The 18750-nt window shown below is 69.2% G+C and carries 19 protein-coding genes; 4 read left to right on the top strand and 15 right to left on the bottom strand.

Annotated elements, in window-relative coordinates:
* Positions 1-143: 143 nt before the first annotated feature.
* Positions 144-950 carry a CPBP family intramembrane glutamic endopeptidase gene (locus tag C5E05_RS00440; RefSeq protein ID WP_104241611.1) on the top strand — a complete coding sequence of 269 codons (807 nt, stop codon included), beginning with the start codon at positions 144-146 and terminating at the stop codon, positions 948-950.
* A gap of 61 nt (positions 951-1011) precedes the next feature.
* Here the strand turns inward: C5E05_RS00440 and C5E05_RS00435 are convergent, their stop codons facing one another.
* The 7 genes from C5E05_RS00435 to C5E05_RS00405 form a co-directional block, all read right to left on the bottom strand.
* Positions 1012-1695, bottom strand: a complete 684-nt coding sequence (locus tag C5E05_RS00435; protein ID WP_146080977.1) for a hypothetical protein — start codon at positions 1693-1695, stop codon at positions 1012-1014.
* Positions 1696-1700: 5 nt separating this feature from the next.
* The gene (malQ, locus tag C5E05_RS00430; RefSeq protein WP_104340813.1) at positions 1701-3839 is read right to left on the bottom strand and encodes a 4-alpha-glucanotransferase; all 2139 of its coding nucleotides are present in this window, start codon (positions 3837-3839) and stop codon (positions 1701-1703) included.
* Positions 3836-4261, bottom strand: coding sequence for a Rieske (2Fe-2S) protein (locus C5E05_RS00425; RefSeq protein WP_104340812.1), 426 nt, complete (start codon positions 4259-4261; stop codon positions 3836-3838). Before C5E05_RS00425 ends, malQ begins: the two co-directional genes overlap by 4 nt.
* Positions 4262-4341: 80 nt before the next feature.
* Positions 4342-5742, bottom strand: coding sequence for an MFS transporter (locus C5E05_RS00420; protein ID WP_104306965.1), 1401 nt, complete (start codon positions 5740-5742; stop codon positions 4342-4344).
* A gap of 159 nt (positions 5743-5901) precedes the next feature.
* Positions 5902-6312 carry a VOC family protein gene (locus tag C5E05_RS00415; protein ID WP_104298544.1) on the bottom strand — a complete coding sequence of 137 codons (411 nt, stop codon included), beginning with the start codon at positions 6310-6312 and terminating at the stop codon, positions 5902-5904.
* Positions 6313-6434: 122 nt separating this feature from the next.
* Complete coding sequence (locus C5E05_RS00410; protein ID WP_258064729.1) at positions 6435-8000, bottom strand: cryptochrome/photolyase family protein; 1566 nt, start codon at positions 7998-8000, stop codon at positions 6435-6437.
* Between the two features lie 31 nt (positions 8001-8031).
* Complete coding sequence (locus C5E05_RS00405) at positions 8032-9282, bottom strand: NAD(P)/FAD-dependent oxidoreductase (protein ID WP_104340810.1); 1251 nt, start codon at positions 9280-9282, stop codon at positions 8032-8034.
* Between the two features lie 138 nt (positions 9283-9420).
* Between C5E05_RS00405 and C5E05_RS00400 the strand changes: the two genes are divergently transcribed.
* Positions 9421-9783 (top strand): TraR/DksA C4-type zinc finger protein, encoded by a 363-nt coding sequence (locus C5E05_RS00400; protein WP_104340809.1) that lies wholly within the window; start codon positions 9421-9423, stop codon positions 9781-9783.
* 6 nt (positions 9784-9789) lie between these two features.
* Here the strand turns inward: C5E05_RS00400 and C5E05_RS00395 are convergent, their stop codons facing one another.
* Both C5E05_RS00395 and C5E05_RS00390 read right to left on the bottom strand, forming a co-directional pair.
* Positions 9790-10149, bottom strand: coding sequence for a DUF2695 domain-containing protein (locus C5E05_RS00395; protein ID WP_104340808.1), 360 nt, complete (start codon positions 10147-10149; stop codon positions 9790-9792).
* Positions 10150-10218: 69 nt separating this feature from the next.
* Positions 10219-10617: a VOC family protein gene (locus tag C5E05_RS00390; protein ID WP_104241621.1), complete on the bottom strand. Its 399-nt coding sequence runs from the start codon at positions 10615-10617 to the stop codon at positions 10219-10221.
* A 180-nt stretch (positions 10618-10797) separates the two neighbouring features.
* On the opposite strand from C5E05_RS00390, the gene C5E05_RS00385 reads away from it, so the two are divergent.
* On the top strand, positions 10798-11232 hold the full coding sequence (locus tag C5E05_RS00385; protein ID WP_104340807.1) for a hypothetical protein: 435 nt from the start codon (positions 10798-10800) through the stop codon (positions 11230-11232).
* Between the two features lie 52 nt (positions 11233-11284).
* Here the strand turns inward: C5E05_RS00385 and C5E05_RS00380 are convergent, their stop codons facing one another.
* From C5E05_RS00380 to C5E05_RS00370, 3 genes are all read right to left on the bottom strand, one after another.
* Positions 11285-11896, bottom strand: coding sequence for a dihydrofolate reductase family protein (locus C5E05_RS00380; protein ID WP_104340806.1), 612 nt, complete (start codon positions 11894-11896; stop codon positions 11285-11287).
* A gap of 67 nt (positions 11897-11963) precedes the next feature.
* Positions 11964-13736, bottom strand: coding sequence for an HSP90 family protein (locus C5E05_RS00375; RefSeq protein ID WP_181059252.1), 1773 nt, complete (start codon positions 13734-13736; stop codon positions 11964-11966).
* The gene (locus C5E05_RS00370; protein ID WP_104340804.1) at positions 13733-15970 is read right to left on the bottom strand and encodes a hypothetical protein; all 2238 of its coding nucleotides are present in this window, start codon (positions 15968-15970) and stop codon (positions 13733-13735) included. The genes C5E05_RS00375 and C5E05_RS00370 overlap by 4 nt, the downstream gene beginning before the upstream one ends.
* A 152-nt stretch (positions 15971-16122) precedes the next feature.
* Here C5E05_RS00370 and C5E05_RS00365 point away from each other — a divergent pair, with 152 nt between their 5' ends.
* A complete protein-coding gene (locus C5E05_RS00365) occupies positions 16123-17316 on the top strand; it encodes a N(5)-(carboxyethyl)ornithine synthase (protein WP_104340803.1) in 1194 nt (397 codons plus the stop codon).
* Positions 17317-17357: 41 nt separating this feature from the next.
* On the opposite strand, the gene C5E05_RS00360 is transcribed toward C5E05_RS00365, so the two are convergent.
* From C5E05_RS00360 to C5E05_RS00350, 3 genes are all read right to left on the bottom strand, one after another.
* Positions 17358-18056 (bottom strand): mismatch-specific DNA-glycosylase, encoded by a 699-nt coding sequence (locus C5E05_RS00360; RefSeq protein ID WP_104340802.1) that lies wholly within the window; start codon positions 18054-18056, stop codon positions 17358-17360.
* 91 nt (positions 18057-18147) lie between these two features.
* Positions 18148-18468 (bottom strand): HigA family addiction module antitoxin, encoded by a 321-nt coding sequence (locus C5E05_RS00355; RefSeq protein ID WP_104241627.1) that lies wholly within the window; start codon positions 18466-18468, stop codon positions 18148-18150.
* A complete protein-coding gene (locus C5E05_RS00350) occupies positions 18443-18724 on the bottom strand; it encodes a type II toxin-antitoxin system RelE/ParE family toxin (RefSeq protein WP_104241628.1) in 282 nt (93 codons plus the stop codon). The genes C5E05_RS00355 and C5E05_RS00350 overlap by 26 nt, the downstream gene beginning before the upstream one ends.
* Positions 18725-18750 lie beyond the last annotated feature (26 nt).

Genomic DNA, 18750 nt, shown 5'->3' with positions numbered 1-18750 from the left:
CGGACTCTGTGAATTCTCGACAAATACCCGTTGAACCTACGCCCCCGCGCGCGCGCCCTCTTGCCAATTCAGAAGATTGTTACGCACACGAAACGGGTCTTGTTCATCTCACACAAGCCCGTCGGCGTTCGTAGACTGCCGACATGTCACATTCGCGCATTGACGTCACGGTCAGTGAAGGTCCCCCACTCCTGGACCGTTCCGCGCGCATCCGCACGCGCTGGGAGATCTGGATCGTCCTCGCGCTGGCGATCCTCCCGTCCAGCCTCTACGCCATCATCTCGCTCGCCGAGCGGGCCACCCGCGACACAGCCATCGCCGACCAGACCACCACGCTGAACGCCTCCCGCGACGCCAGGCCGCTCTTCGACGCGCTCCTGCAGCTCATGAGCGTCGCGACCGACCTCGTCCCCGTGGCGCTCGTTATCTGGCTGCTCTGGACACCCACGGTCTCCGGCTTCCGGAGGCTCGGTCTGGATGCGCGCCAGCCGGTCCGCGACGTGGGCCATGGTCTCCTGCTCGCCGCCTGCATCGGCATCCCCGGCATCTTGTTCTACCTGGCGACGCGGGCCCTCGGCCTCACGCTCTCGGTCGAGGCGAGCGCCCAGGAGATCACCTGGTGGACCGTGATCCTGCTGCTGCTCGCCGCGCTGCGAGCGGCACTGCTCGAGGAGGTCGTCGTCGTCGGCTATCTCGTGACGAGACTGCGTGAACTCGGGTGGGCGACGTGGCAGATCATCGTCGCCTCTTCGCTGCTGCGCGGTTCCTACCACCTGTACCAGGGGCCGGGAATGGCCATCGGGAACGTCGCCATGGGCGCGCTGTTCTCGTGGTGGTTCCTGCGCAGGGGGCGCGTGGGCGGGCTCGTGGTCGCCCACTTCATCCTCGATGCCGTCTCGTTCCTCGGCTATCCCCTGGCGGCGGCACTCCTCCCCCAGCTCTTCACCTGAGCCCGCGGTTGAAGCGATTCGCAGGCATCCCCTGCGTCCCCTCGTCAGAGCACGAGGGGCGTCACTGCATGAGGTTGACGTAGCGGAATGTCTGCTCGCCGTACTCCCAGACGACGTCGAACTTCTTCTTGGGCACGTCGAAGACGAGGTAGCCGGACTCCGTGCCGACCCCGTACTCGCGCTGCTCCACCGAGCCGTCCATGCAGTCCTCGGCGATGGAACCGCCGAGACGCGACTCGGAGTTCTGCTCGAGGAGCTGCAGGTCGTTCAACCCGAAGACGGGCCCGTAGCCCCCGCCGTCATGCTCTGCCCCCAACGCGCCGTAGCCTTCGACCTGCAGCTGGATGGCCACGTAGCTCCCCTTCGCCTTCGGCGCGTCCGCAGCGAGGCATTTCACGCCGAAGGAGACCCCCATCACCGTGAAGCGGCCGACGGGCTCTCCGCTCGCGCCGAGGACGGTCGCCCACTGCCCACGGGTGAAGCGCAGCTCGCCGTCGACCGGCTTAGGGTTCTCGTTCTCGGCCACGCGCGGCGCCGCCACGACCTGCACGTTCACGGGGCTCGAAGTGGCCGTGGGAACCGGCGTCGCCCCCGGGGTGGCGATCACGTCGACCGCCTCAGCCGGGCCGGGAGAGGGCTCGGGCCACGCCGGCGAGCAGGCGGAGAGCAGCAGCAGGATGCCGAGCGCCCCGACCAGGAGGACGCCCCGACCCCGCCGGGACCGCCAGCGGTCGACGCGCCTCATGGACATCACTCAGATCTGGCCGAGGAGGCCGCGATCCTCGCCGCCAGCGGCGAGGCGAGCAGCTCCTCGAGCAGCACCAGACGACCACTCGCATCCGTCATCGGGACACGCCAGTTCGGATACTCGTCGGCCGTGCCCGGCTGGTTCACGCCGCGGCGGTCACCGGCAAGATCGGAGACCCCGACCCCGAAGAGCTGCGCCGAGGAGGCCGCCAGGTACTCGTGGAGCGCGACGACGAGATCCTCGTTGGAGGGCTCCTCCCCCACCAGACCCGCCGTCCGGAGGCGGTCCACGACCTTCGAGATCGTCTCGGTCTCCTCGGCCCTCGCCTCTTCGACGGAGCCCTCGAGGAGGCCGAGGCGCTCGCGAACGTCAAGATGCTCGAGGGCCAGGAACCCGGCCGTCGGCGGCAGATCATGTGTCGTCACCGTCGCCAGGCAGGCGCGCCGGTAGTCCTCGGCGGCGAGTGGGACACCGTCTTCTTCCCACTCGAACCAGAGCACCGAGGCGCCGAGCATGCCCCGCTCAGCCAGTGCATCCCGAGCCTCGGGTGGCACCGTGCCGAGGTCCTCACCGATCACGACGGCGCCGGCGCGCTCGGCCTCGAGCGCGAGGATGCCGAGCATCGCCTCCGCGTCGGTGCGCACGAAGCAGCCGTCCTTCGCGGTGTTCCCCTCCGGGATCCACCAGAGGCGGAAGAAGCCAAGGATGTGGTCGATGCGGACGGCGCCCGCGTTGCGGAAGACGGCGCGGAGCATGTCCCGGTACGGCGCGTAGCCGAGCTCGGCGAGCATGTCTGGGCGCCACGGCGGCTGGGACCAGTTCTGACCGAACTGGTTGTACTGGTCGGCAGGTACCCCGACCGTCACGCCACGGGCCATCGCCGCACCGAACGACCAGGCGTCAGCGCCACCGGCATGCACGCCGACGGGGAGGTCATGCACGACTCCCAGCGACATCCCGGCGGCCCTGGCCTCGGACTGCACCCTCCTCGCCTGCACCTCGAGGAGGCACTGGAGCCACACATGGAACTCGGTGTCCTCGGCGTGCGCGATGGCGAACGGGAGCACCTCGGCTCCGTTGGCCGTCGCCAGCTCGCGCGGCCACTCGCGGGAGTCGCGGCCGTGCACGCTCGAGATGGCGCAGAAGACGCCGAACCGCTCGAGTGGCTCACCCGAGGCTCGTCGGAAGTCCTCGAATTCGTCGTCGACCACGTTCGCCGACCGCCAGGCCTCGAAGAGCGCGCGCAGAGCGGGTTCCTTCAGCGCCCAGGCCTCGTCGCGGTCGATCGTGTCGATGCCGTTCCCGACGATGGCCGCGGCTGCGAGCCCCGAGAGGAGCTCGATCGTCGAGGCTGGGAGCGGCGTGCGCTCCGCGACGAAGACGGCAGCCCAGTCGATGTTGAGGATGAGGGGGTCGACGAACTGCCTCGAGGTCGGCAGGTACGGGGACGGCTCGAGTGGTGAGACCGGAGGGTTCGCGTTCAACGGGTTGACGAGCACGAAGTCGGCATCGCGCTCAGCTCCCCAGGCGGTCAGCACCGAGAGATCGCGGAGGTCGCCGATGCCCCAGGACGTGGAGGAGCGCAGCTGGTACAGCTGCGTGAACAGTCCCCAGGAGCGCTGCTCGGGCCATGGCGTGGTCGTCGGCACGACGATGAGCGTGCCCGAGTCCGCCTCCTCCACGGCGGCTGCTCCCTCGCCGACGCTGGCGGCGATCGAGTGCCAGCCCGTCGGCAGGTCGGTCGGCACGGCGAACGTGGCTCGCCCGACGAGCGCGCCGTCGATGCTGCGCGGGTCGACCCAGTTGTCGAGCTGCTCGAGCTGGCGGACGGTGCCATCCTCGAGCCGAACCTCTGCGGTGACGGCGCTGCCGTGCGGCACGTGGATGAAGACGCTCGCGGAACTCCCCGCGCGCACGGTCGTGCAGGCGGGCACCGTGCGCCGCCACGGACGCTCCTCGAAGGCGACGGTCGATGCGGCCACCTCGTCATCGGTGTTCGCCGACAGCCCGAGCGCATCGAGCACCGCCGCCAACGTCTCCGGCGACACCTGCTCCTTCTCGCCCCGCCAGCCCCAGTACTCGACTTCCAGGCCGGCGTTCGACGCGAGGTCGCGGATCGCCTCGATGTTGGTGATGCTCACGAGTATTCGACCTCAGTTTCGGTGACGGTGACGGTGCGCGGGGCGAGGGCCTGGTTGGCTGGTCCGGAGACGGGCTCGCCGGTCCTCGTGTCGTAGTGGCTCGAATGGCATGGACAGATGATGTGCTCAGCGGTGACCTGCGAGACCGGGCAGCCCTGATGCGTGCAGATCGAGCTGAAGGCGAAGAACTCGCCAGCCGCCGGCTGCGTGATGACGGTCTCGGTGGCTGCGACGATGGCCCCACCGCCCACGGGCACCTCGGTGAGCGGGATGGATCCGCTCGCCGCCGTATCGGAACCGCCAGCGCCTTCGCTGTCTGGCCCTCCGCAGGCAGCGAGCAGCGCCGCCGTCGCGATTCCTCCGCCGACCGCCGCGCTTCCCCGTATGACCCCGCGTCGTGAAGGATCCTGTCGTTCGCTCACGGCTCCAGGCTAGTCGGCGACCGCCTCGGTCGAGCTGCGGCGCGCGCGGTCCGCGCACGGAGCACGGGCTTCGCGCAGCGCTACTCCTCGAGTTCGGTGCCCATGAGCTCGGGAAGGGTGAATGCCGCCGCGGCCGCGAGGAGGAAGGCCGCCGAGAACACGCTGAAGACGAGCACGCCTCCGCCGGCGGCCAGCATGACGGGGACAAGCAGCGGCGCGATGATCGACGCGATCCTGCCGAAGCCGGCCGCCGCCCCCGTTCCGGATGCCCGCAGTCTCGTCGGGTAGAGCTCGGGTCCGATCGCGTACAGGGCACCCCAGGCGCCGAGGTTGAAGAACGACAGGCACATTCCTGCGGCCAGGATGGTGCCTTCCGTGGTCGCGAAGCCGAACCAGAAGGCGGCCCCCGCCGAGCCGAGCAGGAAGATCGCGAGTGTCGCCCTCCTGCCGATCCGCTCGATGAGGAAGGCGGCTACGACGTAGCCAGGCAGCTGCGCGAGCGTGATGATCAACGTGAACTCGAACGACTTCACGAGCGTGAACCCCTGGCCGACCAGCAGGCTCGGGATCCAGATGAACGCGCCGTAGTAGCTGAGGTTGATGCAGAACCACACCGCCCAGAGCGCGGCCGTCCTGCGGCGCAGCGCGGGAGCCCACAGGTCACGCCACCGCGCCGGCCGCGCGCCGGACGCCGCACTCGCGCGCTCAGCGGCCTGCGCGCGGTCCGTGGCCTCGACGGCCGATGCTTCCGGCGCATCCACCCCCGCCGACTCCTCGAACTGCCGAACGGCGCGTTCGGCCTCCCCGTATCTGCCCTTGCTCTCCAGGAAGCGCACCGACTCCGGCAGCCCGAAGCGCACGACGACCGCGTAGATCGCGGGCAGCAGACCCGTCAGCAGCGCCCAGCGCCAGCCGTCGTCGGACAGCGGGATGATGAAGGCGCCGATGAGCGCGGCACCGATCCAGCCCACGGCCCAGAAGGCCTCGAGCAGCACGACGACTCGGCCGCGGATGCGCTTCGGCGCGTACTCGCTCACGAGTGTGGACGCGACGGGGAGCTCGGCCCCGAGCCCGAGGCCGACGACGAAGCGGAGCACGATGAGCGCCGCCACCGACGCCGCGAGCGCCGAGGCTCCCGTCGCGAGGCCGTAGATGAGCAGCGTGGCGGCGAAGACCTGACGCCGGCCGAGCTTGTCGGCCAGCAGACCGCCGAGGCTCGCCCCGATCGCCATCCCGACGAAACCGATGGACGCGATGAACGAGAGCGTCGTCGCGTCGAGACTCCACTGCACCGCGAGCGCGGCCATCACGAACGAGATGAGGCTCACGTCCATGGCGTCGAGCGCCCAGCCGATGCCGGAGCCGAAGAGCAGCTTCCGGTGCCTGCCCGTGAACGGGAGCCGGTCGAGGCGCTGGTTGCGCGTGAGGGGTACCTGCGGTGCTGCGGCGGCGGGGCTGTCTGCCGGGCGAGGCTCGGTCATGTGCGTATCCAAGGGTGCGGGAGTGGAGTGGACGCCTAACCGTGCCAGACGGGAAACGGCTCCACCAGTCCCCGTGCCGCAATCGGCAATGGAGCAGGTGGAGCCGAGGTGCCGAGAGGTCACGCTCGGCGTTCCCCTGTTGGGGTTGGCGTCGGGTGGCTACGCCTCGGGCGCGGCCATGTGGAAGACCTCCCACAGGTGGCCGTCGAGGTCATCGAAGGCGGCGCCGTACATGCCGAACTCGTTGGCTTCCGCGGGACGGTGGATCTTCGCACCACCCGCCTCGGCCTTCGCCGTGATCTCGTCGACCTCCGCGTCGCTGCCGAGGAGCAGGGCTGTTGTGCTCTCGTGACGGTTGCCACCGAGGATCGCCTCTGCCCCCTCGGGGAGGAAGCCCTGGAAGCGCTCCGTCTGCAGCAGCATGATCGCCACCTGCTCGCTCACGACGATGCAGCTCGTGCTGTCGTCGGAGAACATCGGATTCACGGTGAAGCCGAGGCCGACGTAGAAGTCGGTCGCCGCCTTGACATCGGCGACGGGGAAGTTCGGGAAGACCATGGACGCGCCCATGAGCGGCTCCTTTGCACGTGGATCATGTGATGACGGGATCTTGAGATGACGCGGTCCTCGTCGTCTCATGATCCTAGAAGGAAAATGCGGGATTCGGGCCTTGCGGTGGCCGGCTTCTCCGCTCAGCGGTCCGCGTCTGCCGCTGCTGCTGACGGACGCAGGATCTCGGCCGCGGTCGCCAGGTGCTCGGCCCGCTTCTCCGGCTCCATCCGGTCGAGGAGCGCGACGGTCATCTGGGTGCGCGGGTTCCGCGCGAACACCGCACGATGGTCGTCCACGAAGGCCCAGTAGAGGGCGTCCCACCGAGCGGTCCAGTCGCCAGCGGGCAGGTCGGACATCTTGCGCAGGTAGTTGCTGCCGGAGACGTACGGCTTGGTCGTGATGTCCGCGCCCGCCGCGAACTGGCTCATCGCGTAGACGTTCGGCACCATCACCCAGTCGTAGGCGTCGACGAACAGCTCCATGAACCAGCGGTAGACCTCGTCGGGGTGGATGCGCAGCAGCGACATGGCGTTGCCGAGCACCATGAGCCGCTCGATGTGGTGGGCGTAACCGGTCTCGAGGACACGGGAGATGACGAGGTCGACCGGCTCGAGTCCTGTCGTGCCCTGCCACCAGCCGGGGGCCAGGCGCCCGTGATGCTCCAGGGCATTCGAGGTCCGCAGCTCTCGACCGCGAACCTGGTAGGTGGCCCGCATGTACTCGCGCCACCCGATGACCTGGCGGACGAAGCCCTCGAGGGAGGCGAGGGGTGTCTCCGTGTCGGCCGCATCGAGCGCGGCCTGTACGACCTGCCTCGGGTCCAGCAGGCCGATGTTCAGTGCCGGGGTCAGGAGCCCGTGGTTGAGGAAAGGATGCTCGCTCGAGATCGCATCCTCGTAGGGCCCGAAGTCGCGAAGCCGCTCCCGGACGAACTCCGCCAGGTGACGTTGGGCCTCGTCGGCGTCCGTCGGCCACACGAACGTCGTCGGGTCGCCAGGGGCATCGGGGAACTCGCTGCCGACCCACGCGATGGCCTCCTCGACGTCGGCGTTCCTAGGCTCGGCGCTGCCTGCCGCCGGCTCGTCCCCCAGGAGCGCGTCGAGGTCGAACGTCCCCTCCCGCTGCAGCACGGGATGCCCCTCGAAGCGCGCGACCTTCGGTGGCACATACCCGCGGGGCAGCTTCTTGCGGTTCTCGGCATCGAACGACCACCGCCCGCCGAGGGGCTCACCGTCCTCGTCGAGCAGGAGACCGAGTCGCCGTCGCTGCCAGGTGTAGAAGGCGTGCATGCGAGCATCGTTGCCCGAGAACCACGCGTCGATTTCGGCTCGCCCAGTGAGGAAGTTGGGCGACTCGAGCTCGTCGTCGCCGCTCCACGTGTAGCCACCAGCTTCGAGCGCGCCGAGGAGGTCGCGCTCGAGCCAGTCGTCGACCACGTCGAACCACGTGACCCGGCGAGGCGCCTCGCGGCGGATGAGCTCGGCCAGCTGCCGCTTGGAAGGCAGCTCCTTCCTGCTCTCGAGGTACTCGACGGCGAAGCCGTGCCCGGTGAGCCTCTTCGCGAACCGCGCAAGGGAGGCCCGGTGGAGGACCAGCTTGTGCGAGTGGAATCGGTACTGGCGGAAGAGGAGCTCGTGCTCGATCAGCACGAAGCGGGTGCCGACCGGCGCTGCGAGGTGCTCCTCGAAGAGCTGGTTCGGGAACACCAGGCGCAGACTGCCGCCCTTCCTGGCCGGCTCAGGCAAGGGACTCGGCGACTGCCGCTGCCGCTCGCTGGCCGGCGACGAGCGCCCCTTGGATCGACCCCGTCTCGCGGTGGTCCCCGGTCACGACGACCCGCTCCCCAAGGAGCTGTGGCCCGCGATCCCGCAGGGGTGGCAGCTGGACCGGGAGCGTGTGCGGGATGACGTGGTGCGTGATCACCTCCCAATCCGCGGTGGAGGTCTTGTACAGGCGTGCGAGATCACGGCGCACCTCCGCCTCGCTCGCCAGCCCGTCCAGGCGATCGAGCAGGGTCGTCGCCTGCACGAGGTGCGCTCCTGCTGGGGCGTAGGAGGGCGCGACCTCCGAGATGACGGCGGTGTTCCAGATGGGCCCAGCCGGTCCCCCGCCAGCACGCGAGGCGTCGAGCAGCAGGAAGGGCCCGGTTCGCGGCGTACCCGTCGCCCGGAACCACCAGGTCGTCAGCCCGTGGGTCTTCGGCGCCGTCTGGCCTGTCACCGCGGGCAGTTCGTCGGGCGCCACCGCGACGATCGCGGCGCGAGCCAGGATGGTGCCGCGGTCTGTGGTCACCCTCACCCCGCCAGACGTCTCCTCGACGTCGCGCGCAACGGTGCCGAGCCGCACGGGTTCGTGGAGCCCCGCGGCCATCTGTGCCGGCAGCGCGCGCATGCCGTCCTTGGGGAGTCCCGGCGCGCCAAGGGCGAAGTAGCGGACGAGCTGCTTGACGTAGGCGGCAGACGAGGTGCCGCTGCTGTCGGCGAGGACACCGGCGAGGAAGGTGTCGAGCAGGTCGGTGCGGAGGCGGCCGGTGAGCCCCGCATCGTCGAACGAGGCGCCGAGCTCCTGGTCGGTGCCCGCCTGCTCCGAGTCGGGTCTCAGCAGCGTCGGGCCGAGCCACCGGGCAAGCGCGAGGAGATCGGAGAGCGGGGTGTGCGCGCTCAGTAGGGTGGGCAGCGCGTGCTGAGGGTGGCGGATCGGATGCGCGAGCGTCGTCGCCTTCTCGCCCGATCGCACGATCGCCCCGACGCCGAAGCTCTGCAGGTCGAGCGCCCCCAGGTCGACGCACTCCCTGAGTGCCGGGTAGGCGGGGTTGAGCACCTGGAAGCCCCGGTCGCAGAGGAACCCGTCGATGGCCTCGGTGCGGACTCGTCCGCCGACCTCGTCGTGCGTCTCCAGGACGACCACGCTCTGTCCACGAGACTCGAGGCTCTGCGCTGCCCGAAGGCCGGCGAGTCCGGCTCCGATGATGACGACGTCCGTGTCCATAAAACTCCGTTCGATGGCGTAGTGCGTCATTGTCCGTGAGCAACCCGGGCCGCCCCTGAGCGCTTCAGGCACTTCAGGCGGTTCAGGCGGTTCGGGTTCCGTCAGGACTTCCGGCGTGTGCTGGACGAGAATGGCGGCATGGATGGAGCTGACACGCACGCGGAACGCCTGGAGGCCCTGCGGTTGCTCGCTGCAGGGCGTGTCGCGAGCAGTGCGGCCGCCCTCGAGACGCTGGTGCATGATCGTGCGTCGCTCAACGATGACGACGAGCACGACCCAGATGGGGCGCCCCTCTCGGCGGAGTGGTCGAGGCTCGCAGGCCAGTCCGACGCCGCGAAGTCGGAGCTCCGGCAGATCGAAGCAGCGCTGCTGCGCATCGAGGCGGGCACCTACGGTGTCTGCGTGACGTGCGGCAGGCGGATTCCGGACCAGCGCCTGCGCGTGCGCCCGTTCGCCGAGCAGTGCGTCGCCTGCGCGGAGCGGTCGCTCCCTCGTCGCTGACCGAGGTCAGTAGGCGCTTCCGCGCTCTGTCCACCAGAGCCTGCAGGGCTGCGTCGACCCGCGACGAACGCCCAGGCAGGCTGGCAGGACCTGGGGCTCGTCCTCGCCGGCATCAGCGGCGTTCAGGAAGATCTCGCAGTCGCAGTAGGCGCCCATGCGGCCGAGTCGCTCGAGGAGCGCGGTTGCCCGCGGCGCCTGGCGCTCCTGGTACCACTTCGAGAACCGATGCGTTCCATCGCATCCGAACTCGTCGAGCTGGTCGGCGACGTAGCAGAGCACGCACTCCCCTGATCTCGGCGCAAGGAGCTCACCGGCGAGGCTCCGCACGAAGGACTCGGCTTCTCTGTCAATTCGTTGATCTGTCATGCCGACAGTTTGGACCGGACCACCGACATTCTGACGGGCCACTCGCGGGGGTGGTGTGCGGGACGGCGCTCAGGACTCCCGAGACGAGAGGACGCAGAATTCGTTGCCCTCTGGGTCGCGCAGCACGACCCACGTGGTGTCCTCCCCCTGCCCCACGTCAGCTCGGCTGGCCCCGCGGGCGAGCAGCGCGTCGACGTGCGCCACCTGGCTCTCGTGCAACGGGGCGGCGAGGTCGATGTGCAACCGGTTCTTCACCGTCCGCTCGTCCGCAACCGGCACGAAGACGAGTCCCGGCCCGACCTGCTCGAACGGCACCCCCGGGTTCTCCTCGTCGAGCCACTTGGGGATGACCGCGGCCTCGTTCTCGTCCTCGAAGCTCACCTGCCAGTCGAGCGTCTCCGCCCACCAGGCCGCAAGCGCACGGTGGTCGTGCGCGTCGACGACGGTCGAATACCAGCGAAGTCCCATGCGTGCCTCCTCAGACCGGCCCATCACGATCAGCCCATCCTGCTGGCCGGAGCTGGGTGCGAGCGGGATGCCATGGGGCCTCGATGGCGGGTCCGAGCAGCTTCAGAGAAGCGCGCAGCCCCGATGGGTCGTACGTTTGGTCCTGAACCACCGGTCAGGAACACGGAGAAGGAGCGCGCAATGGCGGAGAAGACGGCTGGACTGTCGAAGGACGAGCGGGACGCGGTCAAGCAGCGCGCCGCAGAGCTGCGCGCTGAGCAGAAGGCCGGGAAGAATCGTGCCGCGGGCGACGCCGCCATCCAGAAGGCCATCTCAGAGATGACAGACGAGGATCGAGTGCTCGCCGAGGGCGTCGACCGCATCGTGAAGGAGGTCGCCCCGCAGCTCATGCCGAAGACCTGGTACGGGTTCCCCGCGTACACCGACGCCGGCGGCAAGGTCGTCGTGTTCTTCAAGGCGGCCTCGAAGTTCACGACGAGGTACGCGACGCTCGGGTTCGAGGAGGCAGCGCAGCTCGACGACGGCGACCTCTGGGTGACGTCGTTCGCGCTCATCAGCCTCACCCCCGAGACCGAGAAGACCATCGCGGATCACGTCCGCAAGGCCGCTGGCTGAGCTGAGCCCCTCGAGGAGAGATGACGGGCAGACCCCTGCCGACCCGGTGCGGTCAGCGCTTGGCCGACCTCCGGTAGCGGATGTGCGTCGACAGGGGCGAGTGCAGCACCTCGACGGGTTCGTAGTCGAACACCTCGACGCCGTCGAACATCCGCTCGCCGGAGCCGAGCAGCACTGGCGCGACGTCGAGCGTGAGCTCGTCGACAACCCCCGCGTTGAGCGCCTGTCGAACGGTGGAAGCGCCGCCGGCGATGTCGACGCCCTTGCCTCCAGCGGCCTCGACGGCCCTCGCGTAGGCGGCGTCGAAGCCGCCCGTGAGGAAGTGGAAGCTCGTGCCACCCTGCATCTCGATGGGGTCGCGTGCGTGGTGCGTGAGCACGAAGACCGGCGCGTGGTACGGCGGCTCGTCACCCCACCACCCGCGCCAATCCTCATCCCACTCGCCGCGAACGGGACCGAACATGTTCCGGCCCATCACGTAGGCGCCGCGAGGTCGCATGAGCCAGCCGGTCGCGAGCTCGTCGGCGTCCGTCGCCCGTGGGTCGCCGATGTGCCAGCCGTGCAGCTCGTGCCCTCTTCGGCCGAGCGGATGCTCCGCGCTCTGCTCGGGACCCGCTACGAAGCCGTCCAGGGAGATGGACATGTGGCAGGTGGTGTCGGACATCGAGAGTCCTTCCGTCGACGCGGGATCGGCCCGTGAACGCGACCCTACTCCCGGTCTCGTCGCCCTGTCACGCCCCGGAGCCCACCGCGGCGATCAGCGTGTGCAGCGTGCTGCTGAGCAGCTCACCGTGCCGCTCGTCGAGCGTCTCGCCGGCTCGCAGCAGGCCGATGACGTACAGTCCGCTGATCGCTTCGGCACGCACGCGCTCGTCACGCACCTGCCCAAGCGAGCGCACCGCGTCGCTCGACACGTTCATGACGAGCCTCGGTCGCGTGGGCTGCGACGCCGGTGCGCTGAGGAGGTCCGCCCACGGGTCCGCTTCCGCGTCGGCATCGGTCGGTTGACCCCGGTACTGCTCGCTCGGTGCGGCGACGAACAGGGAAGGGGTGGATGCCGGGGCGAACTCCCGCAGGTCGAGATCGACCCCGAGCCGGTCGAGGACGATACGCGCCTGCGATTCGAATCCTCGAGCCGCAGCGTCGTCGTCACGCGGCTCCGGCAGCTCGTCGAGGAACGAGTGGGGGTCGAACGCCCGAACGCGCGCCGCGTGCCCACGACGCTCGCGCACCTTGCGCAGGATCTCGCTCCCGTACACGTAGGAGCCGTTCACCAGCAGCGCCTTCCTCGCGCGAAGCAGCGGCGCGAACGCCGTGAAGTCGGTCATCGAGGCGGCGTACTGCACGTCGTCCGAGATGCGCAGGATCTGGGCGAGGGTCATCGTGCCCTCGCTGGTCTCCCATGGCACGTGGCCGATCACGAGGTCGAGCATGTCGTCGTCCCCCGCCGCCATCGCGAGGATGCCCTTCGCGTGCACGTCCATGAATCGGTCGAAGCCGACGGGATCGCGCAGCGCGAAGTGCTCGATGCCCTGCCGGAGCTGCGTGCCGATCTGCGCCTTCACCTCGCCGATCGCCGACGAGTCCTGGAGGGACTCGCGGGATGCGGTCAAGGGCAGGTCGCCGCCCTCGACGGCGAGCCGCACGAAGTAGGCCCAGTTCGGAGCGAGCTGCACGTTGTCGTCGGCGACGAACATGCCGTGCGAGTAGACCGTGTCGCCGTGTCGGTTCCCGACCCGCCCCGGGCTGTCCGAGATGAAGGCGACGCCGACCACACCCGCGGTCGGGACGTCGACGGGGAGCACCGCGAGGGGCATGAACCCGAGCTCACGGCGACACCACTCGGCCGCCTCGAAGTCGGAGGTCCGCCACGGTGGCGTCCCGGTGCTGACGAGCTCTGGCGGCTGCCGGGGAGTCGTGCGCAGCGAGATCGGGAGCTCAAGCAGGCTGGCGAAGCGCTCGGCGAGCAGACGCACCCGCACCGGGTCGACCCATTCTCGGTCGTCGGCGCGAGCCTGAACGCGCACCTCGGTGCCCGCGTCCGGCAACGGAGTCTCCGCTGGTGTGATCGTGAACGTGCCGTCCGAGCTCCCAACCCAGCTCATCGTCGGCGCGTCCGCCGAGCGCGCGCTGCGCGAGCGCACCTCGATGCGATCCGCGATGAGGAAGCAGGAGAGGAGGCCGATGCCGAACTGGCCGAGGTACTGTCGGCGCACTCGGGTGAAGTCGCTGCGCTTGCTCGACGCGCCGATGGTGGCGAGCACCGACCGCATCTCCTCCTCGGTCAGCCCGATGCCATGGTCGCGGACCAGCACGGCCCCACCGCCCTCGACCTCGACCGCGATCTCCTGGGGCGCGGTCGGATCGAGCTCGCTCCTGGCGACGACCGCGTCCCTGGCGTTCTGGATGAGCTCGCGGAGGTACACGCGCGGACTCGAGTACAGGTGATGGGACAGGATGTCGACGATGCCGCGCAGGTCGACGCGGAAGCTCTCCCCGCTCATGCGGACGCCCCGAGGGAAGCGTCGCCCGCGAACCATCTCTCGCGCACCCAGGTGCTCCAGCGGTCATCGCCGTTGCGGGCATCCAGCCGTCGGGTGATGTCGGCGGCGAGCGCACGGAGGTCCGGCCCTCGAGGGTCGTCGGGGGCCGTGGCGAGCAGGGCGCTGCCGCACGCGGCGAAGATCATCAGGTCGCTCGGCGACTCGTCGACGTCCGCCAGCAGCGCGTCGATGAGCGGCCCAAGCTCGACGCCGGGTGCGGCTATCCCCTCGAGCAGCACCCATCCGGGCAGCGGACCGAACGCGTCCACGTCGCCGTCGACACTCTCGAGGATGCGGGCCAGCTCGGCCGAGGCTTCGGCCCTGTTCCCTGACCGAGCGTCCAGCCAGCACAGCCAGGCGGTCGCGGCGCGCACCTGCTCAGCGTCGCCATCCGCGAGGATCACTCTCGCGGTTGCCGCCGCGAACGCAGGCGCCGCGAACGCGGTGAGGCGGACGACTTCGAGGTCGACCGTGACCCGATCGAGCATTCGGCTCTCCGCTTCGAGCTGGGGTCCGAGTTGCTCGAGGGCGGCGCGCAGCGACGCCGTATCGCCGCGGTGGGCCGCCACCTCCGCGCGTGCGAGGGTCAGGTGGGCGGTGGGTCCCCCGGTGACCGCTCGGAGGCGCACCTCTGCCTCGATGAGCTCCTCGATCTCCGGCCACGTGACGTCGGGCGCGGCGACCGCCTGGTCGACGGTCACGGCGAAGAAGCGCTCGCCGATGGCCGCGATGGAGTCCTCGATCGCGTCCGAGTCGTTCCGAAGCTCCACCTGGGCCGCGCGGAAGTCGCGCACGAGCGTGGCGATGTCGCCCTGCTGGCCGGCGCGCAGGCCATGCAGCAGCGGCACGCAGTACCGAGTGGTGGCGCACTTCAGCTGCTCTGAGCGCGCGGAGAGCGAGGCCGCGAGGGCGTCGGCGTCCTCCGCGGTCTCGGCCGAGAGAAGGTCCATCGTGGCGCCGAGGTGCGCGACGTAGCGGTGCTTGATGGAGATGGGCGGCTCGTCCATGCTGACCGAGGCGGTGCGCGGCAGCCAGCCGGACGCGAGGATCGTCTCCGCGCGCTCTTCCACGTCACCCCAGACGTCCTCGTCATCGGCAGCCTCCGGTCGCGTCGGTGCGGGCAGGCCGGCCCACCAGAACTCGTCGAGCTCCCGCGAGTGCACGTCGGTTCCGCCGCGTCGGTCGAGCGAGGCGGCAGCCTCCTCGGCGAGCGCTCGCAGCAGCCCGCCCTCGTCCCCAGTCGGGTCGGCGAGGATGCGGTTGCGCGCCGTGGCGGCGGTGGCCTCCCAGTCGCTCCCGTCGAGGTGCAGGTTGCGGAGGGTGTGGTCCACGGCCTCGAGCGCGGCCTCCGGACGCTCCTCGAGGACTGGGATGAGGAACTCCGCGACCCCGTCCCGCGCGAGTCGGGAGGCCCCGATCCCGGCGAGGAGCTGGTCGGCGATGAGGTTCGCGTCGCTTCGACGGTCGGCGCGCACGTAGAAGAAGGCGAGCAGGATGAGGAGGGGCGTGGCGTTCTCCGCGTCGGAACGCGTGGCGTCGAACTGACTCGGGTCGATCTCGAGCATCCGCAGCCGCTGCTCGAGCGTCTCCGTCGCGCGCGGCAGATCGAAGCGCGCGACGAGCGGCAGCTCCATCTGGATGACGCCGGAGTCGTCCGGCCGCCACTCGACGCTGTTCTCGGATCGCCACCGTTGGATCCAGTCGAACGTCGCGTCGGCGTCTCCCCTGGCCGCGGAGACCACGGCGCGCGCCACGTAGACGCCCACGATGTCGGCACCGCGCTGTCGTATCTGCTGCTCGACGAGGTCGATGGCGCGGGCGATCTGCTCAAGCGACACCGCCGGGTCGTCGACGAGCGTCATGCTCGCGGTCGCGATGGAATTGAGCATGCGCCCGACGTTCTCGGGCGCGATGAGGTCGCCGTGGCGGTGGATGACCTGCATGAGCCGCACGTACGCATCGAGCGCTCGGACCGCGAGTCCCGCCTTGACGAGGGTCGTGTACTGGCCGAAGCGGGCGCTCGCGATGAGGTGGGGGAACTCGGCGCGCTCACAGTCCTCGATGAACTCGTCCCAGACCTCGAGCTTGCCCTCGTCCTCGGGAAGGTCCCAGATCGCGGAGCTGCGTTCGAAGAGAGCTTGGATGCGCTCGTGCTGCTCGGCGTCGAGCGTGGCGATCTCTGAGTACGCGATCATCTGGGCCTCCAGGCTGCGGTCTGCTTCCCGAGGTCACCGCACGCTTGGACGCTGGGGAAGGTGGCTGCCGGTCACCCTAGCGAATGCGCCTGCCCGAAATGGGCGTACTGTCAGGGCAGGAGCTGACTCTGGTTCCCCAATGATGGGATCCCATGTCGTCCGCTGTCGCCTCCACCCGTGCTCCGCTGCTCTCGCTCGGTGTCCTCGCCGACTCCTCGATGGAGAACGAACGCCGGCTTCCCCTCCACCCGCATCACCTCGATCGGATCGACGCGGACGTGCGGGCTCGCATGATCGTGGAGCGCGGCTACGGGGCCGACTTCCAGCTCGAGCCCGGTTACGTGGAATCGCGTGTCGGCAGGGTCGCCGGGCGAGCCGAGGTCCTCGCCTCCGCTGACGTGCTCCTGCTCCCCAAGCCGCAGGCTGCGGATGTGGCGGCGCTCACACCAGGGCGGGTGCTCTGGGGGTGGCCGCACTGCGTCCAGGACCCGGAGGTGACGCAGCTCGCCATCGACAGGAAGCTGACGCTGATCGCGTTCGAGGCGATGAACCACTGGACGCCGCAGGGTGACATGAGCCTGCATGTCTTCCACAAGAACAACGAGCTCGCCGGCTACTGCTCCGTCATCCACGCGCTCAGCCTCATCGGGCTGACGGGCCTCTACGGCCCTCGCCTCAGGGCCGTGGTGATCGGCTTCGGTGCGACCGCTCGAGGCGCGGTGACGGCGCTCAACGCGCACGGCATCCACGACATCGAGGTGCTCACGCAGCGCGGCGCGGCGGCCGTGGGCTCCCCCATCCACAACGCCCACATCACGCAGCTCAACACGGATGACGGGCCGACGCACCTGAGCACGGTCAGCACCGAGCAGGGCGATTGGCTGCTCCCCGATTTCCTGGCCACCTACGACATCGTTGTCAACTGCACCTTCCAGGATGTCGCCGCACCGTTGACCTACCTCCTCACGGAGAACCTCGCACGGTTCTCGACGGGGAGCCTCATCATCGACGTCTCCTGCGACGAGGGCATGGGGTTCGAGTGGGCACGGCCCACGACGTTTGAGCAGCCGATGTTCACGGTCGGGCAGGGCGTCAACTACTACGCCGTCGACCACAGCCCGTCCTACCTGTGGAACTCCGCGACCTGGGACATCAGCGAGGCCCTGCTCCCGTTCCTCCGCCCCGCTCTCGAAGGCCCGGAGGCGTGGGCTGAGAGTGCGACGCTCACTCGCGCGATCGAGATTCGGGACGGTGTGATCCAGAACCCGAGCATCCTGAGCTTCCAGGGGCGCGAGGCCGAGTACCCGCACCGCGTTGCCGCCGCCCAGGTGCCGCTCGCGTCCTGACGGAGCATGCCTGGAGTTTCCGTGACGTGAGGGCTGCGTCGTCACTCGGGAGGAAGCGAGTCCCAGACCTCTCGCCATTTGGCGGCGAGGGTGTCGATCGTCTCGTGCGCGTTCAGTCCGCTGGGCTGCGGGACGACCCACAGGTCGACGTCCTCCGTCCAGCCCACGACAGTCCCCGCCTCCTGGCGTCCGAGCTTCGACTTCGGCAGGCCGAACGCGGTGCGGAATGCGGTGATCCCGGCGACGGCGACGGCGTCGGGCCGCATCTCCTTCACTCGCTCGATGATTCGCTGCCCACCGTCGCGCAGCTCCGAGGGCGTCAGTTCGTCGGCACGCGCCGTGGCTCGGCCCACGAGGTTCGTGAGCGCGATGCCCCGCCGGAGCAGCTGCTGCTCGTCTGGCGCAGACAGGCCACGCGATGCGTCGACGGTGTGATCCGTGAAGCCGGCCCGGTGGAGCGATGGCCAGAATCGGTTGCCGGGTCGCGCGAAGGGGGCGTTGACCGCGGCCGTCCACAGTCCCGGGTTGACGCCCACGATGAGCAAACGAACCGTCGCGAGGTCGACGGGGAGGATGTCGTCCATGGCGTGCTCATCGGGCGTCTGGAACTGTGCCAGCTCGGCGGTCACGGGCTTGCGTCCGCCGAGTGGGGACGCGCGACGCTCCCTGGCCGGGACGTGCGAGGAATCCGGCGGTTCGATCTCGACTCCAGCCGCACGAGGCGGAGAATGGGACGACATCTCCACGCCATCCAAGCCATGCGGAGTCACGGCGACAGGCATTCAGCGTCGACTGCGTCACCGTGCGCAGAGACACCGATCGACAGATCCATCATGCGACCTTCAACGGTGTGATCGCGGCAACCTTGTCGCGCAGAGCCCTGCGCTCGAGTCGCAACTCGTAGTTCGACTGCAGGTTCATCCAGAACTCCTCCGACGTCCCGAAGTACCGCGCCAGTCGGATCGCGGTGTCGGCGGTGATGCCGCGTTTGCCGTGCACGATCTCGTTGATCCGACGCGGAGGCACACCGATGGACACCGCGAGCTTGTTCTGCGTGATGCCGAACCCCTCGATGAAGTCCTCCATCAGGATTTCCCCTGGGTGGATCGGCTCGATCGCGTCCGCGTCAGTGATAGTCGATGAGTTCGACATCTTCCGCCCCTCCCTCTCTCCAGACGAAGCAGATACGCCACTGGGAGTTCACACGGATACTGTGTTGACCGCGTCGATCGCCAGCCAGCTTCTCCAGGCGGTTCCCCGGAGGGATCCTCAGATCTTCCGCATCTTTCGCCGCATGGATCAGCTCGAGCTTCCTCAGGGTTGCTCGTTGGACCGCCCGATCGACGCCCTTGACATACTGCTCGCGCCAGATGCGCTCGGTCTCCTTGCTCCCGAACGATCTGATCACGAGGTCAGCGTATAACGCAGAGCGTC

Origin of the sequence: Pseudoclavibacter sp. AY1H1 (genome assembly GCF_002931055.1) — a bacterium.
In the GTDB taxonomy this organism is placed as follows: domain Bacteria; phylum Actinomycetota; class Actinomycetes; order Actinomycetales; family Microbacteriaceae; genus Pseudoclavibacter.
This window is presented reverse-complemented; position numbering and strand designations above follow the sequence as displayed.